Here is a 26,941-nt window from a genome sequence, read left to right on the forward strand (position 1 = left end):
ATCCAATATATAATTTATTATTCTCATTACGGAGCTTAATTTTTCTTACGGTAGATTTTTACTATTAAAAGTAAAATCACCAATAAAAAAAACTTAACTAACCAATTGATGTAATTTCCATATTGGGCAAATAATGTTACTCCAGATGTCGGAGAAACGTTCTCAGTCAAGGTTCCTTCCTTGAATTGTTCTAATTTAGCTGTAATATTACCATTTGCATCAATAATTGCAGTGATACCATTATTAGTACTGCGAAGCACTGGTCTTCCTAATTCTAAAGCTCTCATCCTAGCCATTTCTAGATGTTGCCATGGCCCAGTCGATTCACCAAACCAAGCATCATTGCTAATTGTTAAGATAAAATCTGTATCCTTAGTCATGTTAGATCTAAGTTGTTGCCCTAAAATAATTTCATAGCAAATTGCCATGGCAAAGTTTCGATTCGCAGCAATCAAATTAGGAGAAATATAAGGCCCTTGGCTAAAAGATGACATAGGTAAATTAAACAATGGAGCAATATGCTTCATAATATCTTGCAAAGGAACAGTTTCACCAAATGGTACTAAATGATGTTTAAAATATCTTTGCTCCGTGGGTATTATTGCCTCCGTTGCTGATAAATCTGGCAACTCATAAGGAGTTTTAGTACCTAAAACTATCGCAGCATTATAGGTTGTTCCATTATCCCTCATATCGACTAAACCAGTAATTAATTGAGTATTGTTAAGTCTCAAAAAATCATCAAATTCTTTCAAAAAATATCTCTGATAGCTTTCAATACTTGGAATGGCTGTTTCAGGCCAAATAATAAGGTCACTTCTTCCAATATGCGGTAAACTTAACTGCTTAGTTTTATCGATAATATTAGCAAGCTCCTGACCTTCCCATCTGAGCTTTTGATCAATATTAGGCTGAATAAGTGTAACTTCAATTGCTCTTTCTGGAACTTCATTTGTCCATTTAATCATTCCTAGAAACAAAGGACTCAAATTTAGCAATAAGAAACCACTTAAAAGAATAAAGAAATTCTTATAAGCAACTGATTGTTTGGCAGATATGCACGTCCAAATAATCCTCCACAATAGCATTAACATGGCGCTTAGGATCACAAGCGCTATATTAATTCCCTCAACACCAAAAATAGGCGCTAGATGTCTAAGTGGTAAATTGATTTGTGAATATCCAATTTGTAACCATGGAAAACCAGTAAGCACCCAACCTCTTAAGAATTCAACACACCCCCAAATAATTGGGGCAAGTAGAATCCATTTTGCTTGGTTATTTTTAGGAGATAATTTATTAATTAGATAGCTAAATAAAGCAGGATACAAAGATAAATATGCAATTAATAGCCCCACTATAAAAAGATTTGCAAGATAAGGCATCCCTCCAAAACCCGCAACACTGACGTATACCCAATTGATGCCAAATCCAAAAAAGCCTAAGCCCCACGTAAATCCAATCCATTTAGTTTTACTTGCATTTGGTATAGTCTCAATTAAGAAAAATAAACCCGCTAAGCTTGCAAATATCAATAAACCATTATAAGGGAGATATTGGTCAAATGGTGCAAACGCCAGTACGCCTAAAGCGCCAAAAATAAAAGCAACACTTAATTTACTTAGTAATGAAATACTTATTTTCATGTATTTATTCTATATATTTCAATTTATTATAATTAATTGATTATTCAGATGCATTAGTCAAAATCGGAGTTGGGGCAGTTTCAGGTATGGTAACTTGAACTTGAATAATCCTACGATTATCTGCAGCCGTCACTTTAAATAAATAGCCATCAATCGTCACTTTTTCGCCTCGTTCAGGGAGGTGTCCAAGAGTCTGCATAACTAAACCACCGAGTGTATCAACATCTTCATCACTCAAATGAGTTAAAAATATCTCGTTAAATTCTTCAATATCAATAAGTGCTTTCACACTAAAAGTATGTTTGTTAAGTTGTCTTACATCGGATTCTTCAATAGGGTCAAACTCATCTTCTATATCCCCCACAATTAACTCTAAGATATCCTCTATAGTAACTAATCCAGATACACCACCAAACTCATCTATTACGATTGCCATATGGTAACGTGATGATCTAAATTCCTTTAACATACTATCTACACGTTTGCTCTCTGGAACAATAACAACTGGTCTTAATAATTTTTTTAGTTCAAATGTTTCTTCACTGCTCAAAGTAAAGGGTAAAAGATCTTTTGCGAGTAAAATCCCCTCAATATGATCTTTATCCTCACCTATTACGGGGAATCTTGAATGGGCTGATCTTGTAATAATATCCAGGCAAGCTGATAACGTTAGATCTTGTTGTAATGTTACCATTTGAGAACGAGGTATCATAATATCTCGGACTCTCTGGTCTGCAATATCCATCACACCTTCTAACATGTCTAAAGTTGCCGGATCAATGAGTTCTTCATTTTTAGCTTCATGCATGATTTTTAATAATTCTGCACGATCCTGTAGAGGCTTTTTAAATAGTTTTTGCATCAAACTAGAGATAAAACTTTGTGAATTATGGGTTTCTTTATCTAAGTTTCTACTCGGAGGATTCTCTTCTGACATATTTATTCCTATTAAGAATGACTAATATGAGTCAATCATGTTTATCTAAATAAAGTAGCACACGTTAATCAATTTCATAAGGATTTTTAAATCCTAATGATTCCATTACTTCAATTTCTATCGATTCCATTTCTTCAGCATCTTCAGGTTCAATATGATCATAACCTAGTAAATGTAGGCATCCATGTATTACCATATGAGCGTAATGAGCATTAATTTTTTTACCTTGTTCTTGGGCTTCTTTTGCAACAATAGCATGACAGATCACTAAATCCCCTAAAAGTTTTGTTTCTAAACTTTCATGACTTTCAGATGGAAATGAAAGCACATTTGTTGGGCTATTTTTCCCTCTATATTGAAAATTTAATAACTGGCTTTCTTCTAACTCGACAACTCTTATGGTCAATTCAGCCTCAGTTTCAAATAACTTAAGAACAGATTCAGCCCATAATTCGATCTGCTCAAGTTCTGGAAGAGAGGATTGTTCAATTTCTAATGCATTTTGAAAATCAATTATAAAAGGCTTATTCATTTTTAGATTCAACATTGGTCTCAATTATACTTTCAGATTGGGTGCTTCGCTGCATTATTTCCTGTCGTTTTCGTTTCATCGTTTCTTGATCTTGTCTCTCTTTTTCATCCCAAAGCTCATATGCTGTTACAATTCTTGCTACAACTGGATGACGAACAACATCTTCACTTTGGAAAAAATTAAAACTCAGTTCATCTAATTGACTCAAGACATCAATCGCATGTCTTAAACCAGATTTTTGATGCTTTGGTAAATCAATTTGAGTGATATCGCCAGTAATAACAGCTTTAGAATTAAAACCAATTCTTGTTAAAAACATTTTCATTTGTTCTGGTGTTGTATTTTGGCTTTCATCTAAAATAATAAATGCATCATTCAAAGTTCTCCCTCGCATATACGCTAATGGAGCAACTTCAATCACATTTCTTTCCATCAATTTTTCAACTTTTTCAAAGCCTAACATTTCGAACAAGGCATCATATAGCGGTCTCAAATAAGGATCGACCTTTTGTGCTAAATCTCCTGGTAAAAACCCTAATTTTTCACCAGCTTCTACAGCTGGCCTTGTCAATAATATGCGTCTGATTTCTTGTTTTTCAAGTGCATCTACAGCAGCTGCAACTGCAAGATATGTTTTACCCGTACCAGCAGGCCCAATTCCAAAAATAATATCATGTGTGAGGATGTTGGAAATATAAGTGGCTTGATTAGGCGTTCTTGGCTTAATTAAACCACGCTTCGTCTGAATATTGACAGATTTGCCGTAATCAGGTGTATGGTCTTTAGCTTGATCTAATATACCGCTTTCTTTAATAGCTAGATGTATCATCTCAACATCAACTTCTGGTATGCGTCCTTTAATCGGTGCAGTTTCGATATATAAATCTCTTAATAACTTGATTGCAGCATTAACTATAAATGTCTTACCAATTAATTTGAAGCGATTCTCGCGTCGATTAATCTCAAGACCCAATCTTTTTTCTAAAACAGTGATATGTGAATCCATAGGACCACAAAGATTTTGCAGTCTATCAGAATCTGCAGGTTCTAAAAATATTTCTTGAGTTGAGGTATTCAATTAATTATCTCCATACAAGCAATGCGAATATTTCCTTCTCATTAAATACTCTTCGTTATCAATGAGGAGGAACGATATACTAGTCTGGTGTGTAGATACCAACACCAAGCTCATTTTCTTTACGGGTTCTCGCAATCACTTTACTTGGCGATTCAATACTTCTTAGTCCCATTTCTTTTTCTGTTCTAACAACAACACCCCTCAATGAATTATTTAGCGCTTCAGTGATTTCAATATCAACAAACTGGCCAACCATATCAGGAGTACCTTGGAAATTAACAACACGATTGCATTCAGTACGTCCTTGGAGTTCCATTACATCCTTTTTAGAGGTACCTTCGACCAAAATACGTACAATGGTACCTAATTTACGTCTACTAAATTGCATCGCTTGTTGCGTTATGCGTTCTTGTAACAAGTACAATCTTTGTTTTTTTTCTTCTTCACTTACTTCATCCTCCATTTCCGCAGCAGGAGTGCCTGGTCTTGAAGAATAAACAAAGCTAAAACTCGTATCAAAATTGACATCAGCAATTAAATTCATAGTTTGCATAAAATCATCTGCAGTTTCCCCTGGAAAACCAACAATAAAATCTGAGCTAAACAGCATATCAGGTCTTACTTTTTTAAGTTTACGGATAATAGATTTATATTCTAAGGCCGTATGTCCACGTTGCATTAAATTTAATATACGATCTGAACCACTTTGTACTGGTAAATGAAGATAACTCACAAGTTCTGGGGTATCTTCATAGACATGGATTATGTCATCCGTGAACTCTATAGGATGACTAGTTGTGTATCTTACTCTGTCAATTCCATCAATTGCAGCGACTAAGCGCAACAATTCAGAAAAACGACATATCTCACCATCGAAAGTGAGGCCTTTGTATGCGTTCACATTTTGCCCTAAGAGGTTTACCTCTCTGACACCTTGATCTGCAAGCTGAGCAATTTCAAATAATACATCATCCACAGGTCTACTAACTTCTTCACCGCGTGTGTATGGGACAACACAGAATGTGCAATATTTATTGCATCCTTCCATAATTGAAACAAATGCTGTCACGCCATCAGCTTTAGGCTCAGGTAATCGGTCAAACTTTTCAATTTCTGGAAAGCTTATATCAACAATAGGTGAGTTTGATCCTTGAACGTGATTTATCATTTCAGGTAATCGATGCAAGGTTTGTGGACCAAATACAATATCTACACATTTTGCTCGAGAACGGATATTTTCCCCTTCTTGAGAAGCAACACAACCTCCAACACCAATGATGAGATCGGGATTTTTTTCTTTTAACTTCCTCCATCTGCCTAGTTGATGAAAGACTTTTTCTTGTGCTTTTTCACGTATTGAGCATGTATTAAGTAATAAAACATCGGCCTCCTCAGGACTATCAGTTAACTCATAACCATGTGTTGCGGATAAAAGATCTGACATTTTAGAGGAGTCGTATTCATTCATTTGACATCCCCATGTTTTGATGTGTAATTTTTTACTCATATATAACTTTGTTTACCCTAATGAAATAAGATGGAAGTGCGTACTTTATGATTATAAATACTTAGCATCTATTTTACGCTGATATTGACCAAAAATACCAATAAAAATACGTCAATAGCACTATTTGAGCTAATTTTTACATTTACAAGTCATTTAATAATACAATACCTTTAAAAATCAAATATGTGATAATGGCGTATTGCCAAATGAAAAGTTTTGCCTTGCAGTTGGTAATTCTATAGGTTTGCCTGATTTATCCACTCTAACGTAAGTAAATGTGGCCTCTGTAGCTTGATATCGTATCCCAATTGGACTTGTCGCTAGTCGTTTAATCCAAACTTGTATATTAATCGTTAACGAACTTTTACCAGTTTTTAAACACTCAGCATAACAGCAAACTACATCGCCAACAGCTACAGATTTTAAAAATGTCATACTGTCGGCTTTCACAGTCACAACTCGCCCTTCAGCAATTTCTTTTGCTAATATTGCGCCTCCTAAATCCATTTGTGACATCAACCATCCACCAAAAATATCTCCATTTGCATTAGTATCAGTCGGCATTGCAAGTGTTCTTAGAACTAGTTCACCTTGTGGCTTATCTCTATCCATGTCTTCCTCATTAAAACTTTTTATCTACTATTTAGCTTAAGTTTTTAAACTTAATTATTCATTATCCACTGAACCTCATTATTTTGCAAAAAAACTTGCTATTAGTAGAATAATGAATGTCATTTTAGTCAGCCATTATTTTATCCTTTAGTGAACACTATGCTTCATGACAAATAGATTAAAACCTTTACTATTTAATTGATTTAAATGCAATTACACATTCCATTTTCTTTTTCATGCATGATTTTACCGCTTTAAATATGCTACATTCCTTTTTGGCATAAGAAAATAAAGGAAATTATTATTTCAATAAGATTAGTACTTATTTAATTGGAATGCTTTCATTTATTTTTCATTGTCTTAAAGATAATTATGAGTATTGTGATAGCAAAAATCCCGCCAAACCCAATTCCCATAATATTGGGGCTCATACCGAGCGAATGAAAAAGAGTATAAAACACTAGCATAAATAACATCATACTGTTTTCTGAAAAATTTTGTGCAGCAATCGCCTTTCCTACCCCAATTAAATCACGGCCTCTTTCTTGAAGAAGCGCATTTAATGGGACAATAAATACACCACCAAAAATCCCTATTAAAATAAGCATAGCATGAATTGGGATTAATGCTTGTTGAATTGCCCAAAATTCCAAGTTATGAGTGATACCATCAGCTAAAACTTCTGGTCTCACTTCAATTAACATAGCAATAACAACACATATCCCCATTAACACCCCTGCATATAGCGCTAATTTGGCTTTTTCTAATGTAATAAATTTTGCGGCTAATCCTGATCCGATGACAATGCCAATTGCAACTGTAGCATTTAAAATAGATGGGGTCGTTTTATCAACAACATTAAGAACATAAGGTACCCAAGCAATTAATAGGAATCTTAAAGTTATCCCAGCTCCCCAAAATAAACTTGTACCTAATAATGATACTTTTGCATCGATATCCGACAACAGTACTTTAAGTGATTGAATAAAATTTTTACACATCGTATTAGGATGCCAAGACATCTCTATATTTTTTGCAGGTAATTTGGGGATATATAAATTTGCAATAAGGGCTGCAAAATATAGTGCTGCGCACATACCTAGCGCAAATGTTGTATGATGATCTGCAGCAAATCCACCAGCAATTGCGCCAATTAATATCGCAGCAATAGTGCTTGCCTCGATTACACCATTCGCTTTAACAAGATTTCCTGGGTGAGAGACCTCACCTAAAATACCGTATTTTGCTGGGGAGTACAACGCAGCCCCTAACCCTACAATGACATACCCTAAAAACGGATTTCCGCCGCTAAATATTAATAATGAACCGACTAATTTTAGTCCGTTCGAAATTAGCATAACTTTACCCTTATCAAATTTATCAGCAAAACTTCCAACAAAAGGGGCCGTTATCACATATACACCAACAAATAATAATTGAAAAATAGGATCAATCCAGCTTGCATATTCCAACTTAATCGCAAGCGCTAATATTGCAAAAAGTAACGCGTTATCTGCAAGCGCCGAAAAAAATTGAGCTAACGCAACAGAAGTTAAACCTCGATTGAATAATGGCACAGCTTCATTTGTGGTTTCATTTTTATTCATATATTACCTCAAATTTGAAAGTATGAATGTTAAGCATTATACTTCCAATGCTAATTGTGTAAGGGTGACAAAATCTGTTTTACCTGAACCTAATAATGGGATACTTTCTATATAGCAAATCAATCTTGGCACCGAAATTTCCGGCATCCCAATAATTTTCGCTTGTTCTCTTAATTTTTCACGGTTCAGTGATTTATCTGTTGTAAAAAGAACAACAGCCTCGCCTTTTTGTTCATCCTTACGGGTTACAGCTGCATGCTGCGCCTCTTTATTTATCGCCAAAGCTAAGTTTTCAATTGATTCAAGTGCGACCATTTCACCTGCTATTTTTGCAAAACGTTTCATCCGGCCTAATATGCTACAATACCCATCATCATCTATGCTTACGATATCACCGGTATCATACCAACCAGATTCAAATTGACCATTAGCATTATAAGCCCCTGTAGGTTCTAACATACCTGGTTTTTCCACTTTCAAATACCCTTGCATCACATTTGGTCCTTTAACTTGTAATACACCAGCATTATCAATTCCAGGCACCGGTATCAAGCGAGTTTCAATCCTAGGCAGCGCTCTTCCAACTGTTCCTTCTTTAACCGCCATAGGTACGTTGATAGATATAACGGGCGCACATTCTGTGACACCGTAACCTTCCAAGATTCTTATTCCAAATTTATTCTGCCATAACAGTTTTGTCTGTTGGCTTAATTTTTCTGCTCCGGCTACGACATATCTTAATTTGACAAAATCATATGGATGTCCAAACTTGGCATACTTTTCTAAAAAGGTGGACGTGCCAAATAACACAGTGCATTGTTTATCATAAATTAATTCTGGAATAATACGATAATGTAATGGGCTTGGATATAAAAATAATCGGCTACCGCAATACAATGGTGCAAGTAATCCAGCTGTAAGACCAAAAGCGTGAAATAGTGGCAGGCAGGACATAAATTTGTCTTTTGGGGTAAAATCAGCAACTGCTTTAATTTGTTCAATATTTGCTAAGATTGAACTATTACTATGCACAACACCTTTTGGATTACCCTCTGACCCAGATGTGTATAAATTAACAGCAGGACTATCTGGTTCTACTGATTGCTTAACTAGGTTTGGAAAATAAGTTCTAATGCCAATCCAAACTTTATCTGTTAGCGTGAGTCTATCTTTAAAATCTTCTAAAAATATCCAGTTAACGGACTTAACATCAAGGATTAAATTTTCAAGATTGCCCTTTTCAATAAAGCTTCTAGAGGTAATAATAGTTTTAATTTCTGATGCAATTACAGCACTATTAATGCCTTTTGCGCCAGCAGTGTAATTCAATAACGCACAAACCCTCGAGCTTAAATTAGCCCCTAAAATTGCCGCTCCCATAACAGTCGCATTAGGCAACAAGAGCCCTAACGTTTCTTTTTTAGCACTGCATTTATCAAAAATTCGACTTAATGCAAGTGATTTTTTTGTTAGCGTTCTATATGATTCTTCTATAAAATTAATATCTTCGATAATTTTTGTGCTCATACCATAGTTACACGCAGCTTGAATGTAAGCTTCCCAGATGGTTTGGGCTTTTCTTGCGTCAACTTTTGCATTCATCATAATGCGATGTAATTGATCCCCTAATATCGCTCTTTTTTGTGCTCCTGTCCCTAAAAGGGGCATATCTAAACGTTCCGCTGGTAATATATGAATTGTTATTTTTGGAAAGATTTGTAGCTTTACCAGACCTTTTAGATAGCTAAAAAAACTAAATTCAGCACCTTCAATCCGAACTGGTATGATATCAGCATTTGTCTTAGCAGCTATGAAACCTGCACCGTCAAATACTTTCATTAAAGACCCCGTTAAAGAAATGCGGCCTTCTGGGAAGATGACTAGGGGGACACCTGAATCCACTTCTTTTATCATTTGTTTAATTGCAAATGGATTAGTCGGTTCAACTGGTAAAAATTTCATTCTACTCTTGAGCCATTTCAATGGTGCTTTTTCGATATATGGGCTGTAAATCGCAAAAACTGGTTCAATCGGTAGAAATAAGCCTAATAATATGCCATCTAACAAAGATACGTGGTTAGGGGTGATGATTTTTTTTGTATCGCTAGTATTAGAAAAGGTTCCAATTACCTCAATTCTGAACATTAAGGTAAATATTTTTTTTAAGAAAAATTTTAAGCTCATAATAAATCCTTGAATCAGTGTATCGATTTTTATTAAATAACAGTTAAACAAACACTCCTAAACTAGCTATCTACTTTTCAAAAAAATTTGAATTGCACGCATTCAATACAATTAAATAGAAATAGTTAAGTTAATAGCACTATTTTGCCAACCTATAAAATCTTTGCAAACATTAAATCAACAAGGATCATAATATGATACTTTTTTACGCTCTGAAACGAACATTTATCTAACAGCAGTTGTGTTTAAATCTATTTTTTTCTATACATTCCTTCCTTTATTTTAGTCATACAAGCAATTTAGATATTGTTATTAAAAAGAAAAATCATACTAGCAGTCTACTTCTTATATATCACAAGTTCAAAACTAATAATTTATTTTCTAATCATCATAAAATAAAGGTATAATTCATTTTATTAACTTATTTTTTATCTCTATTAGGCGCTTACAATGTTATCTTTTTTAAATGCATCAAAAATTCCTATAATACTGCTCTGTCTTACAGCTTTAACAGCGTGTTCTTCTAGTAACAAAAAAATTGACAGAGCCCCTATTTCAAAATCCGCTCCTTCATTCGATGAAGTTGTAAAGTTACAAAAGAATAATTCTTCTGCTGATCCTAAAATTGCCGCAGCAAGAAAAGAGCTTCTGACTATAGCTCAAATGATCTATAAAAATGAAACAGGGGAAAATCGCGATAACTTAGTATATTGGAACCCTAACGAGCCTTTCCCATCATTAGGGATTGGTCATTTTATATGGTATCCAAAGGGTTATAATGCAAGCTATGGGGATATGTTGCCAAGCCTAATTGCTTTTTATCAACAAAACAATCGTAAAGTCCCAAAGATTTTGACATCTAGGTATGCCCCATGGAAAAATCGTTCTGAATTCGAAGCGGCAAGAAAACGTGGTGAATTTGAAGAATTAATTCGTTTTTTTGAAGAAACTAAAGACGTCCAAATTGTGTTTATCTATAAACGTCTATTAGACTCTGTTGATAAAATGGTAGCGAGCTCTAAAAAACCTGATCATATCAAAAAACAGTTTACTCGCGTGATGAAAACTAAAAATGGTCTATATCCGTTGATTGATTATGTAAATTTTAAAGGCGAAGGAACTAAACCTATTAAAGAGTACAATAATATTAGTTGGGGATTACAGCAGGTATTGGAAAGTATGAATGGTTCGAATGTAGGTCGAACCGCACTTTCAGATTTTTCTGAAGGATGTAAAAAAACACTTAAAGCTAGGGTTAACAATCAACCAAGCAACAAAAAAGATGATGTTTTCTTACCTGGTTGGTTAAAGCGATGTGATACTTATGCTAATGCACATAACTTAATTTAGTAGACCTAGTTCGATTTGTGAGTTTTGAATCATTAAATATTGAGTAAATTTGAAAATACAAAAGCTGCTTATCATTTTTGCAGTTTTTGTATTATTGATTACTTGCTACAAGTCCTACTCTTTATGTCTTTGCTGCCTTTTAGGGGTTGCATTCCCATCGTTATCTTGTCTTCTTTTATTTAATTCGCTCATTCTTTCTCTCCAATTATCAGGTTGCTCTCCCAAAAATTTTGGCCAGCCTTGTATACCTGTTTTGACGAAATCTTCAGTAATCGCCATTTTTAGCAATTCAGGTTCAATTTTTTTAACATTAAAAAGATATTCAAAAATCAATTCAAATAATTTTTCTAAACGAATGGAGTGAGAGCGCCCTAACCGTTCATATAACCATTTGGTTAAATTAGACATATTTTCATACGGTTGACTTTCAAGTAAAAGTGGCTGGATGTGTTTAAATCTTCCTGAGTTAATAACTAAATCCCAATATTTAGCGAGCCTTTTCATGTGATTCATTTCATCGAAATGAACATCTTTATTTTCCATTACTGAATATGGTGGTTCAGAACTATACTTATACTCAAATGCTTCAGTGTGCCGAATAATAGGCGTCCCTCTTAATCGTTTCAAAATACCTAACTGAATTTCGTGAGGTTGCCAAGAATATAAGCGGTTCATTCCTTGACCGAATGTTTCTAAATTCTCATCAGGTAAACCAGCTATTAAATCCACATGAAGATGTACGTGGCTTTTTTCAACAAGCCACCTAATATTATCTTCAGCTTTAGTTAAGTTAGTTCTTCTTGAAATTTGTTTTTGTGTCGATGGATTAAGTGTTTGTATGCCGATTTCAAACTGCAAACACCCTTCAGGAAATTGTAAAATTAATTCCTTAAGTTCGTCAGAAAGGTGATCTGGTACAAGTTCGAAGTGCAAGAATAACTCATCACTAGGATTTTGAGCTAATTTTTCTAAAAAAAATGTCAATATAGTCGTAGTGAAATCAGTTTTTAGATTAAATGTTCTATCAACAAATTTATACTGCCTTAATCCTCTGCTATAAAGATTATCCATTGCATTCATAAATTCAGGTAATGAAAAACTCCATGCTTTTTTATCCAAACTTGATAAACAAAATTCGCAGGTAAAAGGACATCCTCTAGATGCTTCGACATAAACAGTTCTTTGCTTAATGTCTTCATCTGTATATTCATCATATGGAAGCGTAATGTTTTCTAATGGTGGTTGAATTCCTGCTATCACTTTTTGTTGTGGTCTTAATCCGTCTATTAAATTACGGCATAAAGCAGGAAAACTTACATCTCCCCAACCAGTAATTAAATAATCAGCACTTTGCACTATAGCTTGTGCTTCGTACTCATAAGATACTTCTGGACCACCTAAAATGATTTTAATTTCAGGTCTCAATACTTTTAAAGTCTGAACAATCTTGGTTGTTTCTTCAACATTCCAGATATACACACCAAACCCCACTATTTTAGGAGATAATGCAACAATTTGTTCAACAATTTCTTCTGGTGATTGCTGTATAGTAAATTCATGGATTTGTGTGAGCTCGTATAAGTCCCCCATATTTGCTTTTAAGTAGCGTAACCCTAAAGAAGCATGTGAATATCGAGCATTAAGTGTGGTTAGTAAGATTTTCATTGTCTGGTTTTATAATTAACAACGGCTAATATAAGTATTAGCCGTAAAAGTTTAGGGATCAAAAAATAATTGAATTAGCTTAGGCGTTTGACCATATCAACTGCATTACCTAGATAATTTGCAGGGGTCATCTCTTTAAGTCTGATTTTTTCATCTAATGGTAGTTCTAAAGAGTCGATAAACTGTTGCATGCTTTCTTTATTGACTCTTTTACCACGAGTAAGTTCTTTTAGTTTTTCATATGGTTTTTCAATATTATATCGACGCATGACTGTTTGAATTGGCTCTGCAAGCACTTCCCAATTATTGTCCAACTCATCTAAAAGCGCATTTTCATTAACTTCTAACTTGCGCAATCCTTTTAAGGTTGCTTGATAAGCTATAATAGAATAACCAATCCCTACTCCTAAGTTTCTCAATACAGTTGAGTCCGTTAGATCCCTTTGCCATCTAGAAATTGGGAGCTTTGAACTTAAATGATTCAGCATAGCATTAGCAAGACCCAAATTGCCTTCTGAATTTTCAAAATCGATTGGATTAACTTTATGAGGCATAGTCGAAGAACCTATTTCACCAGCAATTGTTTTTTGCTTAAAATGATTGAGCGCAATATAGCCCCATATATCTCTATCTAAATCAATCAAAATAGTATTAAAACGAGCAATACAATCAAATAATTCCGCTATATAATCATGAGGTTCGATTTGAGTAGTATAAGGATTATAGGTAATACCGAGTTCCGTAATAAAGGTCTCACTTAATAAGCGCCAGTTTATTTCTGGATAAGCTGCAATGTGTGCATTAAAATTCCCGACAGCACCATTAATTTTGCCTAATATTTCTATTTGTTCAAGCTGCTTTAATTGCCGCTTGAATCGATAAACAACATTCGCAAACTCTTTGCCTAATGTTGAAGGCGTAGCCGGCTGACCATGAGTTCTAGACAATAATGGAATTGATTCATATTCGTTTGCTAAACCAACCATCTGCTCAATTATTTCAGTCCAGTAAGGGGTAATAATCGTTTCCTTAGCTTCTTTTAACATCAGTGCATGAGATAGATTATTAATATCCTCAGAAGTACATGCAAAGTGTATAAACTCACTAATACTATTAAGTTCAGGCTGATCTTTTATTTTATCTTTAAGATAATATTCAACTGCTTTAACATCATGATTAGTCGTTTTTTCTATTTCTTTAATTTTTTGAGCTTCCTCAATCGTAAAATTAGTGATAATAGAATCAAGGAATTCATTAGTCGCTTGGTTAAAACTAGGAACCTCTTTGATTAAATCAGTCTTTGATAGCATTTGAAGCCATTTAACTTCAACAGTAACCCTATATTTTAATAAACCAAACTCACTGAAAATTGCTTTTAAGTTTGATGTTTTATCGCCATATCTACCATCTATAGGTGATATAGCACTCAAAGTTGTTAATTCCATGTAGGCTCCGCAAAGTTTAAAATATTTCTGTGTGATTATTTAAGTCTTAAAAAATAGTGAATGAATTTTTCATCAATTTCAAAGCCAAGAGATTCATAAAGTGCTTGTGCTTTGGCATTATCTTGAGCTGTTTCTAATGAAATTCCATTTGCTTTTATCTCATGTCCATATCTTATAGCTGCATCCATTAATAGTCTGGCTATTCCACCTTTTCTAGCAGATTCGATTACAAAAAGATCATTCAATATTAAGCTAGTCGTCAAATTTATTGAAGAAAATGTTGGGTATATCTGGGTAAACCCAACGATTTGCTCATCTTTAAGCGCGATAAAAATAATTGACTCATGATGGCTTAACCTGTCACATAAAAATTTTTCTTGTGTAATTAAATCAATCTCCTGCTGATAAAATAAAAGATACTGATTAAAAATCGGTATCAGTAAACTAACATCTTGGGTAGTTGCTCGCTTAACAGATATCATATTATTGTCTCCTCAAAAAGTACTTGAGTACTTTTTTTAAGTATTATTCAACATAATTAAGTAGTGACTCAGCAGTATCGATCATTTTTTTTCTAGCAAACACAAATTGCCAACGATTGCCACCAACTTGCCGCCATAAAATTGCAGCACGAATACCTGATAACAATAAAGTTCTAATTTTAGCTTGAACTAGAGTATTAGTTAAAATTTGCTCTGATCCAGTTACTTGCACTCTTTGTCCTAATGGACTAATAACATCAGCATATATTCCAGCAATTTTATATATGAGTTGTTCATGGTTATCTTCTATCACATTCATATTATTGGTTAAGCTAGCCATTCTGAGTCTTAGCGTGTTCTGAGAATCAGTTGACCTCATTAGGCGCCTTTCAAGAACAAGCATAGATAATGCATATCTTGTTATGTCAAATACTGCAGGGCTTTTATCCATATTTAATAAATAGTTAACGCTTTTTAAACCAAGTCGTATATTATCTAAATCGCCACCATAAACATCCAATGCAGTTTCTGGATTATTTTGAAGTAAACTATCAATTAAAGCGGTTTGATAATGTTCGGATGCCTGGCCTGTTTGCGATAGATCTCTAACAAGTGTTGCAGCTTGGCATAACCCAGCTAATGCTATGATATTATTTGAATAATTTTTCGACACAATATTTCCTTATTTCCTTATCTAGTTTAGAGCTGCGTTTCCATTTACACTAGGTGAACGCTTAATTTATTATAACTTTGAAGACCAATTAAATGATAATAATGTATGCTTAATTTTTTGGAATTCTTGCTTGTATAATTCCACCACCCAGACAAACATCATCTAAGTAAAAAACTGCAGATTGACCAGGTGTAACCGCCGTAACTTCATGCGCAAATTTCACCAAAAGGGTTTCATTTTTAGCTAGGTATATCTCACATGGAATATCTGATTGGCGATATCGAGTTTTTACTGTACATTTAAATCCAATATCCCGATCCAAAAATGGGGTTAAAGTGTTTACCCAATGTAATTGTTCTGCGATTAAACCGATTGACTGTAATCGGACATGATTCGCCCCCTGTGCAACAATTAACTCATTTTTTTCAATATCTTTGTCGACGACATACCATGGGTTTTCATCTGCCTCTCTAACACCACCTATTTTTAAACCCTTACGTTGTCCTAAAGTATGGTACATTAATCCTAAATGTTCCCCTAATACTTGTCCTTCTACACTGACTATTTTTCCAGGTTGAGCAGGTAAGAATCTAGCAAGAAAATCACTAAATTTTCGTTCTCCAATAAAACAAATTCCAGTAGAATCTTTCTTTCTCGCTGTTGCTAAATCTAGTTCTAATGCTATTTGCCTGACTAGTGTCTTTTCAAGTGAACCTATAGGAAACAAACTTTGCGCAACTTGTTCATGGCTTAAAGTATAGAGAAAATAACTCTGATCTTTATTTGAATCTAACCCCCTAAGCATTTTAGTGACAAGCTTATTATCTACCAACTCTTGAGCTCTCCTCACATAATGACCTGTTGCAATATAGTTTGCTCCTAAATCTTCTGCAGCATAAGTAAGAAAAGCTTTAAATTTTATTTCTTTATTGCACAAAATGTCAGGGTTTGGTGTTCTACCTGCCTTATATTCTTCAAGAAAATGTTCAAAAACATTATCCCAATACTCAGCAGCAAAATTAATTGCATGCAGCTTTATCCCTAACTTATCACTTACGGCTTGAGCATCAGCTAGATCTTCCGCAGCTGTGCAATAATCTGTGCCATCATCTTCTTCCCAATTTTTCATGAAAAGACCTTCTACTTGATAGCCTTGTAACAGTAAAAGATATGCAGCAACAGATGAGTCAACCCCTCCAGACATGCCAATAATAACTTTTTGGGTGCTATTTTGTTCGATAATACTTTCGTCAGGAACGCAAATTTTAGCAGAAGGGACAATAGGTAATACTGTATTTGATGTCATATATTTTCAGTCTAAATTGGTTAACACAAAAATGCTTATTATTTAATAAACTAATACAGTTAATGATATTTACTGCATTTTGTTGTAATATGGTTCATTAGATATGATTTTAGCATTTAATTTTATACGTTACTATACTAGCATCTTATTACGCTATTAATAGGCTTTAAAAGTAATAAAATATGACATAACAAGAATCATTCATTGTAAATATTTAGGAAGATACATGAACAATAATATAGTTTCGAATGAAAAAGTTAGCACTAACATTCATCAAACATTATTCAACCTACCTACTCGTGAAAAGGTTTCAGAGCATGTAGCAATAAGTGAATTTGGTGAACTTGATATCCTTGTTATCAAGCACCCTAAATTCAAAGCGGCAATTGCTAAACAAGGAAGTCATCTGATTAGTTGGCAACCCAATGAAACTGAACCTGTATTTTGGGTAAGTGAACGTTCCCCTTTTAAACTTGGCAAAGCAATTCGTGGTGGCATACCTGTTTGTTGGCCTTGGTTTGGTCCTTTAGGTTCTCCATCACATGGCTTTGCGAGAAATACAATTTGGAATCTAGAAAATATCGATGACACCAATGAATATGTGGAATTGACCCTCACGCTTTGCGAAACAGCTGAAACGCTTAAAATTTGGCCACACAATTTTTTGCTTTCAATGACATTTAGATTGAGTGATGAGTGCAATATATCGATGACATCAAAAGGAGAGTTTAGCTTCACCACGGCTTTACATAGTTATTTTAACTTGTCAGATATTCATAATGTTCGAGTCAAAAATGTAGGTGGAAATTACATAGATGCCTTAAGAGAAAAACAATCATTTGATGATAATGAGAATTCAGAAACTCACTTTAAAACTCATATTGATAGAATCTTCACAAATCCCTCTGATACAATCAGTTTGCATGATTGTGGGTTTAAACGTAAAATCACATTATCAAACAATCATGTTACTTACCAAAATGCATGTGATAAACTATTCACTAAACAGCCTTGTAATATTGTTATTTGGAATCCTGGAGCTGAACTTAGCCTGACTATGGATGATATGGGTGATGATGGTTATTTAACTATGGGTTGTGTAGAATCAGCGGTTATAAAAAATCACATAACTTTAAAGCACCCTAATCAACATGAGCTTTTTATGAAAATATCGTGCGAGAGTAATAACTCCCATAAATGAATACATCTACTAATAAATAAATTCAAATTATGCAATTTTTAACACCAAAAGCCAAAATTAACATTAAAATTTTTTTAAAATATTTAATATTAGCAGCTTTATCAAGCTTGCTTATGCAAAGTGATGATTATATACAAAAATTATTTACCGAAGCAAACCAAGCTACGTTTGAACTAAAATTCACCCTAAGTTTATTGGGTTTCCACCTTTTACTTTGGCTTGCAGGCAATAGAACGTTAGCTTTAACAGTTATTAGTCTTTTTGCTGTTATGCAATTTATCCAATTGCTACATATTTCTTATTTAGGTAGACCTCTCGACCCAACAACAATAACAAGTTCACTTAAAGAAACAGGGGACATAAGTAGTGCTGTACAAGGTACATTAACTGAGCACTTACATATAATTCTTGCTGTTGTTATACCATTTTTAATCAATTTTTATCTTTTTTGGCGTTTTCTGCCCAACCGTTTAAATAAATGGTTAACCACCTTCTGTTATTTAGGCATTTTTTTAATCCTTGCCTCTAAACCTTACCGAGCAACTTATCGTGATTTGAACTTTTTTTTGCCAAGTCCGACTAGACCAAGCTTATATAATAGCTTAGACACCTTTTCATTTCTTTTAGTAAAAGGCTTTCCAGATATAGAAGATGTGATGCCAAAAGCAGAAATTCCAAAACCAATTTTATCAAAAATAGAATCAAACGCTCATACTGTATGGCTAATCATCGCAGATTCAATAAGAGCTGATCACATGCAAATTTTTGGTTATGAAAGAGAAACAACACCTAATTTGGTGAAATGGCAATCAAAAGGTTTAACAGCTCATAAAGGTATTGCTGCAGCTGTGGCCACAGCTGCAAGCATTCCTTTAATGATGAATGTAATACAAGATCCAGGTAATCTCTTACAATTAAAATCGGAAGAAACTAATCTATTTAAACTTGCCAAGGAAGCTGGTTTCAAAACCACTTGGTTGTCTTCACAAGGCTCCAGAGTGTTAAATGATCTAGGTGTTAGACATATTGATACTTTAATTGGTCAGGAAGATGCTTTAATACGATTTGAACAAAAAAGAGACCAAGCTATTATTGAATTTATTGATGAGCAAAATCTCCAAGGTAAAAACTTTGTTGTTATTTTACTTCGTGGTGCACATGCCCCTTATAAAATTAACTATGACCCTAATCGAAAAGAATTTGCAAAATGGAACGACGATGATGAGTTAGATAGAATAATTGAAGGTAAAAATAGTTATGATAATTCTATTTTATTTACAGATTCTGTTTTAGATCAGATTCTTGAACGAATTTATTCTTTAGAAGGTGAAAACCATGTCGTGATCACAGCAGATCATGGTCAGCTGTTAGGTGAAGATAATCTATGGGGACATAATATTTTAAGAAAAGAAGTTGCAATAGTCCCCCTTTTAAGTGCAAGCTGGAATGCCCCTAATGGAACAAAATTAGCTGACTCAGTTGAAAATACGTACTGGATATCACATTTTGAAATGTCTAGGTGGCTTGCGGCAAGATTAGGAACCGATATTGAGCTACAACAATATGATACTAACAGAACGTTTTTACAAGGCAAAAACTTATATGGAATTAATCAATATTTAGAAGTAGATATGACTGATGAAATTGAAATTAACCTAAGTGAACCTTTTATTACACCTAATTATGTTCCTTATTTGATAGAAAAGACCCAATAAAAGTCATCGCAATAATTTTTAAATGTTTAAATTGATAAGTTTGTCTCTTAGTGGTAACTTATTTTTCAGTACTATAAAATTATTGTGATTTCAATATAAGGGTAGTCTATGGCAAAAGCATTTAGATCTTTAAAACACCCAAATTATAAATGGTGGGCTATAGGTGCATTATTCTCGAATATCGGCACATGGATGCAAAGAACCGGTCAAGATTGGTTAGTCTTAACAGAGTTAACGCAAAATGATCCGTCTGCATTAGGAATAGTTCTGGCCTTACAATTTGGCCCACAACTTCTTCTGTTACCAGTAACAAGTTATATTGTCGAACAATATGACCGCCGAAAAATTTTGATCATAACCCAAATTGCAATGTGTTTATTGGCTCTAGCCCTTGGGACACTAACTTTAACTGGTCTTATTACTCTCTTCCAGGTATATGGGTTTGCACTTGCACTTGGGTGTGTCACTGCTTTTGATGCAACGGCAAGACAAACATTTGTTTCTGAACTAGTTGAGGGCTCAGATTTATCTAATGCAGTTGCTTTAAACTCAACTTCTTTCAACTTAGCAAGATTAATAGGGCCTGCGATAGCTGGTATTTTAATCGCTATTATTGGTTCTGGCTGGATATTTATTTTAAATGCCTGTAGTTTTGTTGCCATGTTATGGGCATTACTGGCGTTAAATCGTGCTTTATTAATCCCTAAAACTAAAACACCTATTAGGTTTAAACAGATTATTGATGGTGTATTATATGTCTGGAACAAACCTGAATTAAGAATTTTATTTGTGATGCTATTTTTAGTTGGGGCATTTGGCCTTAACTTTACTGTATTTATTTCAACAATTACTGTTGAAGTATTGCAACTCTCATCTAAACACTATGGTGCATTAGTTTCAACGCTTGCGATAGGATCAGTAATTGGGTCGCTATTGGCAGCTAAACGTTCAGAGCCAACATTATCGTTCATCGTACTAGGTGCATCTGCGTTTGCATGTAGCTTATTGATTGGAAGTTTCGCTACTAATTACTGGTTATTTAGCATTGCTTTGGTAGCTTGTGGCATATTCGTTCAAATTTTCAATACGACAACAAATGCTTTAGTACAATTGTCAATTCCCGCTGAAGTGAGAGGACGGGTTATGGCTTTTTATCTATCGATATCGATGGGAAGTACATTAATTGGTGCCCCTATCATTGGATTTATCGCATCTCATTTTAGTGGCCCTGCATCTATGCAGGCAGGTGGGATAGCATCATTATTCTGTGCGATGCTTGGTTGCTACGCTTATTTAACAAACAAACGCAAATAATTAGACAGTTAACACGTAGCATGCAAAACTATTTGTAGGATATCTTAATGAATTATCAATACACCCTCATGGAATTACTCTGTTTTAAAGTAATTGATGATGTCCCCTTTGGTCAAAATGGGAATATAAACCGTATGATTATAGACTGGGAGGAGTCATATCAATATTCTATTGAATTACCACCTTTCACAAAAGTAGATATAAATAGAATGATAGTCAAATGGGCTGAAAATTTAATCATGCAAGAAAATATTTCTGATTCGTTGTTAATCTTAGCATCTTTAGATCTTGATTCGACCATCAGTGAAATTGATTTTAAAAACTATCTCAATCGCTATTTGATAGAAAACAAAATTTCCTTACCATCTTTGAAGTTTGCACACATCGTTTGGTTAAAGTTTTTTTTAAGACACCTTCTAACCCTTAAAGATAGAAACGCCATTGAAAATACACTGTCTGTTTTTGATGTCAATTTTAAAATGCATCCGACAAGTCTGTTTTTTTCTAAATTATGGTCAAAACTGTTAAAACTTAATGAATATTTATTTGAGTTCTGTTGCCAAACTAATGTACAGCGAGTTGATTCCATGGATGATACAGAATTATTAAGGTTTATCCAAAATAAGCTATTGCCCGTATTAAAAATTACTCAACAATTTACTGATAACTTCATCCTAATCGAATGAAGGTTTACAGTAAAATTTTCAAGATCCTTATTATGAAATACTCGTCTTTTAGAAAGATGAAATAAACTTGCATTACTCCTAAAATACATTCTAAAAGTTAAGCCTATTGCAAAAAATTATCCTGTATTGTTCTGATATCTGAATCTGTTAAATTGAGTACATTTCGTGCATAATTTTTTATACTCCCATACTCAGTTTTAATCTGATCCATGGCTAATTTAATATATTCAATAGGTGACCCCATAAGCGCATTAACTGCGTCTGCTGGTAATTTTGCAAACATCGCCATAGCAGTGCTATTTTTATCCGCAGAGTTATTACCACTGCTATGCAATTTTTTTAGGCTAGCAACATGCTGAGTCATCTCATAATCTGCTATAATTTGTTCTTCTTCCACATCACATAAAGATAAGAATAACATTGACATCACACCTGTACGGTCTTTACCAGCACTGCAATGAAAAAGTGTAACTTTGTTTGCTAAAATAGATTCAAACACTTTTTGGTACCTTGGCGCAAAATCTGTAGGCAATTTTAAGTAAAACGAAGACATTATCTCTTTAGATAACGCAGTCAGATCGCCTCCTTGTTTAAACTTCTCTAGAAATGTGGAATCATTCATATCCAAATTATAATTCCATGAAAGGTGATCTGCTTTTTTTCCAAATAGGGCTAAATTTGTTGGGGCTTTGCGCTGCTCATCAAGACTTCTAAAATCTGCAATTGTTTCTATACTTAAGGAGTGCAGGAGTTTAGCATCATTTTGTGTAAGTAAATTATGGGCACCAGATCTAAACAGTTTTCGCCATTTTACAGAACGTCCATCTTTAGTTGTATATCCTCCTAAATCACGAAAATTAATCCCCCCTTCTAATTCAATCAATCGCTTAGGATGCCAGCATAATGCTTGTATTTGCTTTTCATTCATATTATTTATTCCGAATCTATTATATTGACAAACTAACTAATTAAAGTAACCTTTAGGCTAAGAGTTATTAGTCGTGTAGAGTTAATTAATAGAGTTAAAATTTAAAGCTTGTTAGTTTAATTTTATATTAATTTTGAAATCCAGTTGAAAAATCATAGAATTAATTAATTTATACTACGCAAAACTCATGCTCTATCATTATGCACATTTATAATCCAAAAACATACCAGACAAGGTTAGATATGCAAAATACCTTATTTCTGCTTAGAAATAAACTTTCACCAAATAGATGGCTTTCGTTTTCATACTTGACTTTCTTTATGAGCCGGGGAATTTTAATTCCTTACTGGGCTAAATGGCTACAAGGTCTTGGTTATACAAACCAAGATATTGGAAATATGATTGCAATTAGCCTAATTGCAAGAAGCCTAGGAACCCTAATTGTACCATTAATGCTGAAAAAATCTGAGCATCTGATCCCAAGTTTACGAATTCTTGGGATTTTAGGAGCAATGACTGCTAGCGCTTTTTTAGTTCCTTTAAATTGGGTTTTATTACTTTTACTGATGGTTTTATACAATTTTATTATAAGTCCCTGCATACCTTTAACTGATTCTCTTTCAGCTGCTTGGCAGAAAAAAGTCTATTTCGAATATGGAAAAGTCAGATTATGGGGATCAATAGGCTTCATCATCGCAAGTACTGGCGTTGGCATTTTATTAGATTTATTTGATTATAAGGCTATCATTATCTGCCTTTTAATTACACAAATTACATTTGTAATTAGTACTTTTTTAAAATATACCATTAAGCCAGATGAAAATAACTTTAACGATAATGCTTTAACCGATTTGAATCAACAAAATAAACTTAATAACCATAAGCAAAGTTTTGATTTTAAGGCTTTGTTCTTAACTCCTTCGATTATTCTAGTATTGCTTTCAATTATGCTGGTGCAAGGATCACATGCGGCCTATTATAGTTTTGCTGCTACTTATTGGTCTGATGCTGGTTACAGTGATACTATTGTTGGTATGCTGATTGCCTTCTCTGTAGGTGTCGAAATTTTATTTTTTGCTTTTGGTCACAAATTAGTAAGTAGGTGGACAATACGTTCGCTATTGATTTGCTCCGCAATATTCACAGTGTTACGCTGGATTTTAATGGCAAATTTTACTTTCTTGCCTACTATATTGTTAATGCAATCATTTCATGCATTCACTTATGTCATGGGACACATGGCAATAATGCGTTTTATAAGCCAATATACAGCGCAAGAAATAATCTATCTCCAAGCAGCTTATGCGACTATGGCATCTGGAGTGGGCTTAGCTATTTTTACCGCATTATCAGGTGTATTATTAAGTGAAATTGGTACTCATACTTTTTATGTAATGGCTGGAATTGCATTTATTGGTTTGTGCCTAATTCCTAGCAACTTAACCAGGCAGATTTGACATCCTCCCCTCCCTATAAGGAAGGGGTTCCCTACTGCGGTTAGTTTATTATTAACTCCCTTCGGTGTTTTTGTTGCTAAGTCCCGCCTCAAAACAAATACTTTGTAATTCACATCATAAGCTAACCGTATATGTCTATCCCTTAATACTTTTTTCGCACCAACAACATATGCATTCAACACATTTAAAATGAACTTGTGTTAAACTATTTTATTTATATATATCTTAATATTCAGCTGTTCAAAAATTGATTAATTAATGTATAATTAAGAATAATCAAAAGATTAAATCAAAATCTAATCATCAATTAAGAACTTAAATACACTAAGGTACATATATGTCTGTTGTACTAGTATAGTTTTCTTGTAGGCAATTATAGCCTACAATGACAATCAAACTGGTGACATTACATGACAGATAAAAACAGAAAAGTGCACCAATCTTTTACCCCAAAACAAAAGAATGAATTCGCTAAACTCATCGTTGAAGACAATCACTCAATAAAACACGTTATGGAAATTTCTGGTGCATCTCACTCGGCTGTTACGCGCTGGAAAAGTCAGTATTTAAATGAGAAAGCCGGTAATTTAGCTGAGGGTAAAGTTCCCCTGAATGAAGAAAAAAGGGAAATTTATGAGCTCAAACGCCAGTTAGCTGAAGCCCGTGAGGATATCCGCATTTTAAAAAAGGCAACAGCCTTATTCATACACGACAATCCCGCATTGCGTTGATTAAGAGGCTGAGTAAGGCAGAGCCCAATTTATCTATAGAGCGAGTGTGTTCTTTATTAGAAGTCCCGGTCTCTTCTTTTTATTATAAACCAGTTGTTAATCAAGAAAGTGAGATTATTACGGAAAAAATTATTGAGATACATCATGATAATCTTAAGTGCTATGGCAAGCGTAGAATGCAGAAAGAGTTAATGATACAAGGCATTAAAATCGGAGTTTATAAGATAAGCTCTCTGATGAAACATGCTGGTATTTATGCTAAAACACCTAAGAAACGTCATTATTATGATGTCGATGAGGCTCGGCCAGATATCCCTAATTTATTAAATAGGCAGTTTAATCAGCCTAAATTGAATACGTATTGGTGTAGCGGTATTACGTATATCCGAACAGCGAAAGATTGGAGTTACTTGGCGACCATACTTGATCTAGCAAATAAAGAAATAGTCGGGTATGCCACATCTGAACGTGCGGATACTCAGCTTGTTATTAACGCATTAACATCAGCTATTTTAACGTATAAGCCCCAGCTGAATGGACTAATATTCCATGCAGACCAAGGGACACAATATATCTCACGGGTACTAGGTACACATCTTAAAGATAAAGGGATAATTCAAAGTATGATATGAGTAGGAGGGGGAATTGCTGGGATAATGTTGTCCAAGAGCGCTTCTTTAGGAATATTAAATTTTAATACTTGGATGAATTGAGTTTTCTCAACCATCAAGCGGTAGATGATGCTGTGGGACGATATATCAGATATTATAATTACAGTAGGATCAACTCTGCAATTGGCTACATGACGCCATTATAAAAAAGAAGAGAATTATTAAAAACAGGCTAAAAAACCCTACAAAAAAACTTGACCAGAACAATTTTTGATGAATTAATTTTTCTAGATCAACCGAAAGAATGGCTACAGTTAATACTAAATAGTCATTTATATTTAAAAATTAAAATTAGCAAATAGAATGAAAAAATTTAAAAGTGAACAAAAAAAACAATTTATTAAAGCCTTATTTTTGCCTAAAAGAGAGTTCCCAAGAGATGAAATCAAGTTTGATGAGAAGAAGGGATGCCATAAATTAGATGAACGAGTTAGAGTGGCTGATAGCATGTGCTACCCTGGTAATTTTATTACAAAATTTAATTCTACTTATTTTGAAATGGTAGACAGTACCTTTACCTCTACAAAAACAAGTCTTATGTTTTTTAGTCTAGTATTTTTAGGGTTTATATTAGCTTTTAGCTTTGTTCTTTTACGCACTGTAAATTCATTATTCGAATCCTTTACGATTTTTTCAATTTTGTTTATTTGTCTCTTAATACCATCTTTAGGTATGATTTATATATTTTTTAATATTTCTTTTTTTAGGATTTATTTTACTTATACGCATAATCCAATCAGATTTAATCGAAAAGAACAATTAGTACATTTTAGTCAACGCAATGGTGAACAAATAACAGTATCTTGGAAAGATATTATTTTTACTTGCGAGGAAATAGGGAAAAATAGTTTCTTTATGGGTAATGTGATAGACCAAGAGCTGTAATGGTCAAGTTTTTTTGTAGGGTTTTTTAGCCTGTTTTTAATAATTCTCTTCTTTTTTGTAATGGCGTCATGTAGCCAATTGCAGAGTTAATCCTAATGTTGTTGTAATATCTAATATAACGCCCCACAGCATCATCTACTGCTTGATGGTTAATAAAGCTTAAATCATCCAAGTATTCAAATTTAATGTTCCTAAAGAAGCGCTCTTGGACAGCATTATCCCAGCAATTACCTCTACGACTCATGCTCTGAGTAATCCCCTTGTCTTTAAGGTGCGAACGCAATGCTTTTGAGGTGTATTGTGTTCCTTGGTCTGAATGGAATATGAGC

General features: G+C 34.0%; 25 protein-coding genes. 10 read left to right on the forward strand and 15 right to left on the reverse strand.

Annotated elements, in window-relative coordinates; genetic code table 11:
- Positions 1–35: 35 nt before the first annotated feature.
- The 8 genes from lnt to aas form a co-directional block, all read right to left on the reverse strand.
- Entirely contained in the window at positions 36–1,646 is a 1,611-nt protein-coding gene (gene lnt / locus BMW37_RS06835) for an apolipoprotein N-acyltransferase (protein WP_093318909.1), read from the reverse strand.
- Between the two features lie 40 nt (positions 1,647–1,686).
- Positions 1,687–2,583 (reverse strand): CNNM family magnesium/cobalt transport protein CorC, encoded by an 897-nt coding sequence (gene corC, locus BMW37_RS06840; RefSeq protein WP_093318912.1) that lies wholly within the window; start codon positions 2,581–2,583, stop codon positions 1,687–1,689.
- A gap of 64 nt (positions 2,584–2,647) precedes the next feature.
- Positions 2,648–3,115 carry an rRNA maturation RNase YbeY gene (gene ybeY / locus BMW37_RS06845; protein ID WP_093318979.1) on the reverse strand — a complete coding sequence of 156 codons (468 nt, stop codon included), beginning with the start codon at positions 3,113–3,115 and terminating at the stop codon, positions 2,648–2,650.
- Positions 3,108–4,193, reverse strand: coding sequence for a PhoH family protein (locus BMW37_RS06850; RefSeq protein WP_177168604.1), 1,086 nt, complete (start codon positions 4,191–4,193; stop codon positions 3,108–3,110). Before BMW37_RS06850 ends, ybeY begins: the two co-directional genes overlap by 8 nt.
- A 79-nt stretch (positions 4,194–4,272) precedes the next feature.
- Positions 4,273–5,700: a tRNA (N6-isopentenyl adenosine(37)-C2)-methylthiotransferase MiaB gene (gene miaB / locus BMW37_RS06855; RefSeq protein WP_093318914.1), complete on the reverse strand. Its 1,428-nt coding sequence runs from the start codon at positions 5,698–5,700 to the stop codon at positions 4,273–4,275.
- A 177-nt stretch (positions 5,701–5,877) separates the two neighbouring features.
- Positions 5,878–6,312: an acyl-CoA thioester hydrolase YciA gene (gene yciA / locus BMW37_RS06860; protein ID WP_093318917.1), complete on the reverse strand. Its 435-nt coding sequence runs from the start codon at positions 6,310–6,312 to the stop codon at positions 5,878–5,880.
- A gap of 341 nt (positions 6,313–6,653) precedes the next feature.
- Complete coding sequence (gene lplT / locus BMW37_RS06865; protein WP_093318919.1) at positions 6,654–7,919, reverse strand: lysophospholipid transporter LplT; 1,266 nt, start codon at positions 7,917–7,919, stop codon at positions 6,654–6,656.
- 36 nt (positions 7,920–7,955) lie between these two features.
- A complete protein-coding gene (aas, locus tag BMW37_RS06870) occupies positions 7,956–10,103 on the reverse strand; it encodes a bifunctional acyl-ACP--phospholipid O-acyltransferase/long-chain-fatty-acid--ACP ligase (RefSeq protein ID WP_093318922.1) in 2,148 nt (715 codons plus the stop codon).
- Positions 10,104–10,553: 450 nt separating this feature from the next.
- Between aas and BMW37_RS06875 the strand changes: the two genes are divergently transcribed.
- A complete protein-coding gene (locus BMW37_RS06875) occupies positions 10,554–11,453 on the forward strand; it encodes a hypothetical protein (RefSeq protein ID WP_093318924.1) in 900 nt (299 codons plus the stop codon).
- A 114-nt stretch (positions 11,454–11,567) separates the two neighbouring features.
- Here BMW37_RS06875 and BMW37_RS06880 read toward each other — a convergent pair whose 3' ends face one another.
- From BMW37_RS06880 to mnmA, 5 genes are all read right to left on the reverse strand, one after another.
- Positions 11,568–13,118, reverse strand: coding sequence for a B12-binding domain-containing radical SAM protein (locus tag BMW37_RS06880; RefSeq protein ID WP_093318927.1), 1,551 nt, complete (start codon positions 13,116–13,118; stop codon positions 11,568–11,570).
- A 74-nt stretch (positions 13,119–13,192) separates the two neighbouring features.
- Entirely contained in the window at positions 13,193–14,563 is a 1,371-nt protein-coding gene (gene purB, locus BMW37_RS06885; RefSeq protein WP_093318929.1) for an adenylosuccinate lyase, read from the reverse strand.
- A 35-nt stretch (positions 14,564–14,598) separates the two neighbouring features.
- Positions 14,599–15,045 carry a GNAT family N-acetyltransferase gene (locus tag BMW37_RS06890; protein WP_093318932.1) on the reverse strand — a complete coding sequence of 149 codons (447 nt, stop codon included), beginning with the start codon at positions 15,043–15,045 and terminating at the stop codon, positions 14,599–14,601.
- 43 nt (positions 15,046–15,088) lie between these two features.
- Entirely contained in the window at positions 15,089–15,718 is a 630-nt protein-coding gene (gene hflD / locus BMW37_RS06895; RefSeq protein WP_177168605.1) for a high frequency lysogenization protein HflD, read from the reverse strand.
- Positions 15,719–15,827: 109 nt separating this feature from the next.
- Complete coding sequence (gene mnmA, locus BMW37_RS06900) at positions 15,828–16,958, reverse strand: tRNA 2-thiouridine(34) synthase MnmA (protein ID WP_281241264.1); 1,131 nt, start codon at positions 16,956–16,958, stop codon at positions 15,828–15,830.
- Between the two features lie 292 nt (positions 16,959–17,250).
- On the opposite strand from mnmA, the gene BMW37_RS06905 reads away from it, so the two are divergent.
- The 4 genes from BMW37_RS06905 to BMW37_RS06920 all read left to right on the forward strand — a co-directional run bounded on the left by BMW37_RS06905 (position 17,251) and on the right by BMW37_RS06920 (position 21,940).
- Complete coding sequence (locus tag BMW37_RS06905) at positions 17,251–18,225, forward strand: D-hexose-6-phosphate mutarotase (RefSeq protein ID WP_093318941.1); 975 nt, start codon at positions 17,251–17,253, stop codon at positions 18,223–18,225.
- A 29-nt stretch (positions 18,226–18,254) separates the two neighbouring features.
- Positions 18,255–19,940, forward strand: coding sequence for a sulfatase-like hydrolase/transferase (locus BMW37_RS06910; protein ID WP_093318943.1), 1,686 nt, complete (start codon positions 18,255–18,257; stop codon positions 19,938–19,940).
- 108 nt (positions 19,941–20,048) lie between these two features.
- Positions 20,049–21,254, forward strand: a complete 1,206-nt coding sequence (locus BMW37_RS06915) for an MFS transporter (RefSeq protein ID WP_093318946.1) — start codon at positions 20,049–20,051, stop codon at positions 21,252–21,254.
- Between the two features lie 47 nt (positions 21,255–21,301).
- On the forward strand, positions 21,302–21,940 hold the full coding sequence (locus tag BMW37_RS06920) for a hypothetical protein (RefSeq protein WP_093318947.1): 639 nt from the start codon (positions 21,302–21,304) through the stop codon (positions 21,938–21,940).
- Positions 21,941–22,043: 103 nt separating this feature from the next.
- On the opposite strand, the gene BMW37_RS06925 is transcribed toward BMW37_RS06920, so the two are convergent.
- On the reverse strand, positions 22,044–22,868 hold the full coding sequence (locus BMW37_RS06925; RefSeq protein WP_093318950.1) for a tyrosine-protein phosphatase: 825 nt from the start codon (positions 22,866–22,868) through the stop codon (positions 22,044–22,046).
- 242 nt (positions 22,869–23,110) lie between these two features.
- Here BMW37_RS06925 and BMW37_RS06930 point away from each other — a divergent pair, with 242 nt between their 5' ends.
- The 5 genes from BMW37_RS06930 to BMW37_RS06945 all read left to right on the forward strand — a co-directional run bounded on the left by BMW37_RS06930 (position 23,111) and on the right by BMW37_RS06945 (position 26,612).
- The gene (locus tag BMW37_RS06930; protein ID WP_177168606.1) at positions 23,111–24,325 is read left to right on the forward strand and encodes a 3-phenylpropionate MFS transporter; all 1,215 of its coding nucleotides are present in this window, start codon (positions 23,111–23,113) and stop codon (positions 24,323–24,325) included.
- 410 nt (positions 24,326–24,735) lie between these two features.
- Positions 24,736–25,056 (forward strand): transposase, encoded by a 321-nt coding sequence (locus tag BMW37_RS06935; protein ID WP_093318955.1) that lies wholly within the window; start codon positions 24,736–24,738, stop codon positions 25,054–25,056.
- Positions 25,053–25,688, forward strand: coding sequence for an IS3 family transposase (locus BMW37_RS06940; RefSeq protein ID WP_093318958.1), 636 nt, complete (start codon positions 25,053–25,055; stop codon positions 25,686–25,688). The genes BMW37_RS06935 and BMW37_RS06940 overlap by 4 nt, the downstream gene beginning before the upstream one ends.
- A 77-nt stretch (positions 25,689–25,765) precedes the next feature.
- Positions 25,766–25,873, forward strand: a complete 108-nt coding sequence (locus tag BMW37_RS15925; protein WP_177168607.1) for an IS3 family transposase — start codon at positions 25,766–25,768, stop codon at positions 25,871–25,873.
- Positions 25,874–26,030: 157 nt separating this feature from the next.
- A complete protein-coding gene (locus tag BMW37_RS06945) occupies positions 26,031–26,612 on the forward strand; it encodes a hypothetical protein (protein ID WP_093318960.1) in 582 nt (193 codons plus the stop codon).
- Positions 26,613–26,637: 25 nt separating this feature from the next.
- On the opposite strand, the gene BMW37_RS06950 is transcribed toward BMW37_RS06945, so the two are convergent.
- Positions 26,638–26,941, reverse strand: a 304-nt coding sequence (locus BMW37_RS06950) for an integrase core domain-containing protein (RefSeq protein ID WP_143047607.1), incomplete at its 5' end; no start/stop codon positions are given.

Origin of the sequence: Thorsellia anophelis DSM 18579 (genome assembly GCF_900111395.1) — a bacterium.
In the GTDB taxonomy this organism is placed as follows: domain Bacteria; phylum Pseudomonadota; class Gammaproteobacteria; order Enterobacterales; family Thorselliaceae; genus Thorsellia; species Thorsellia anophelis.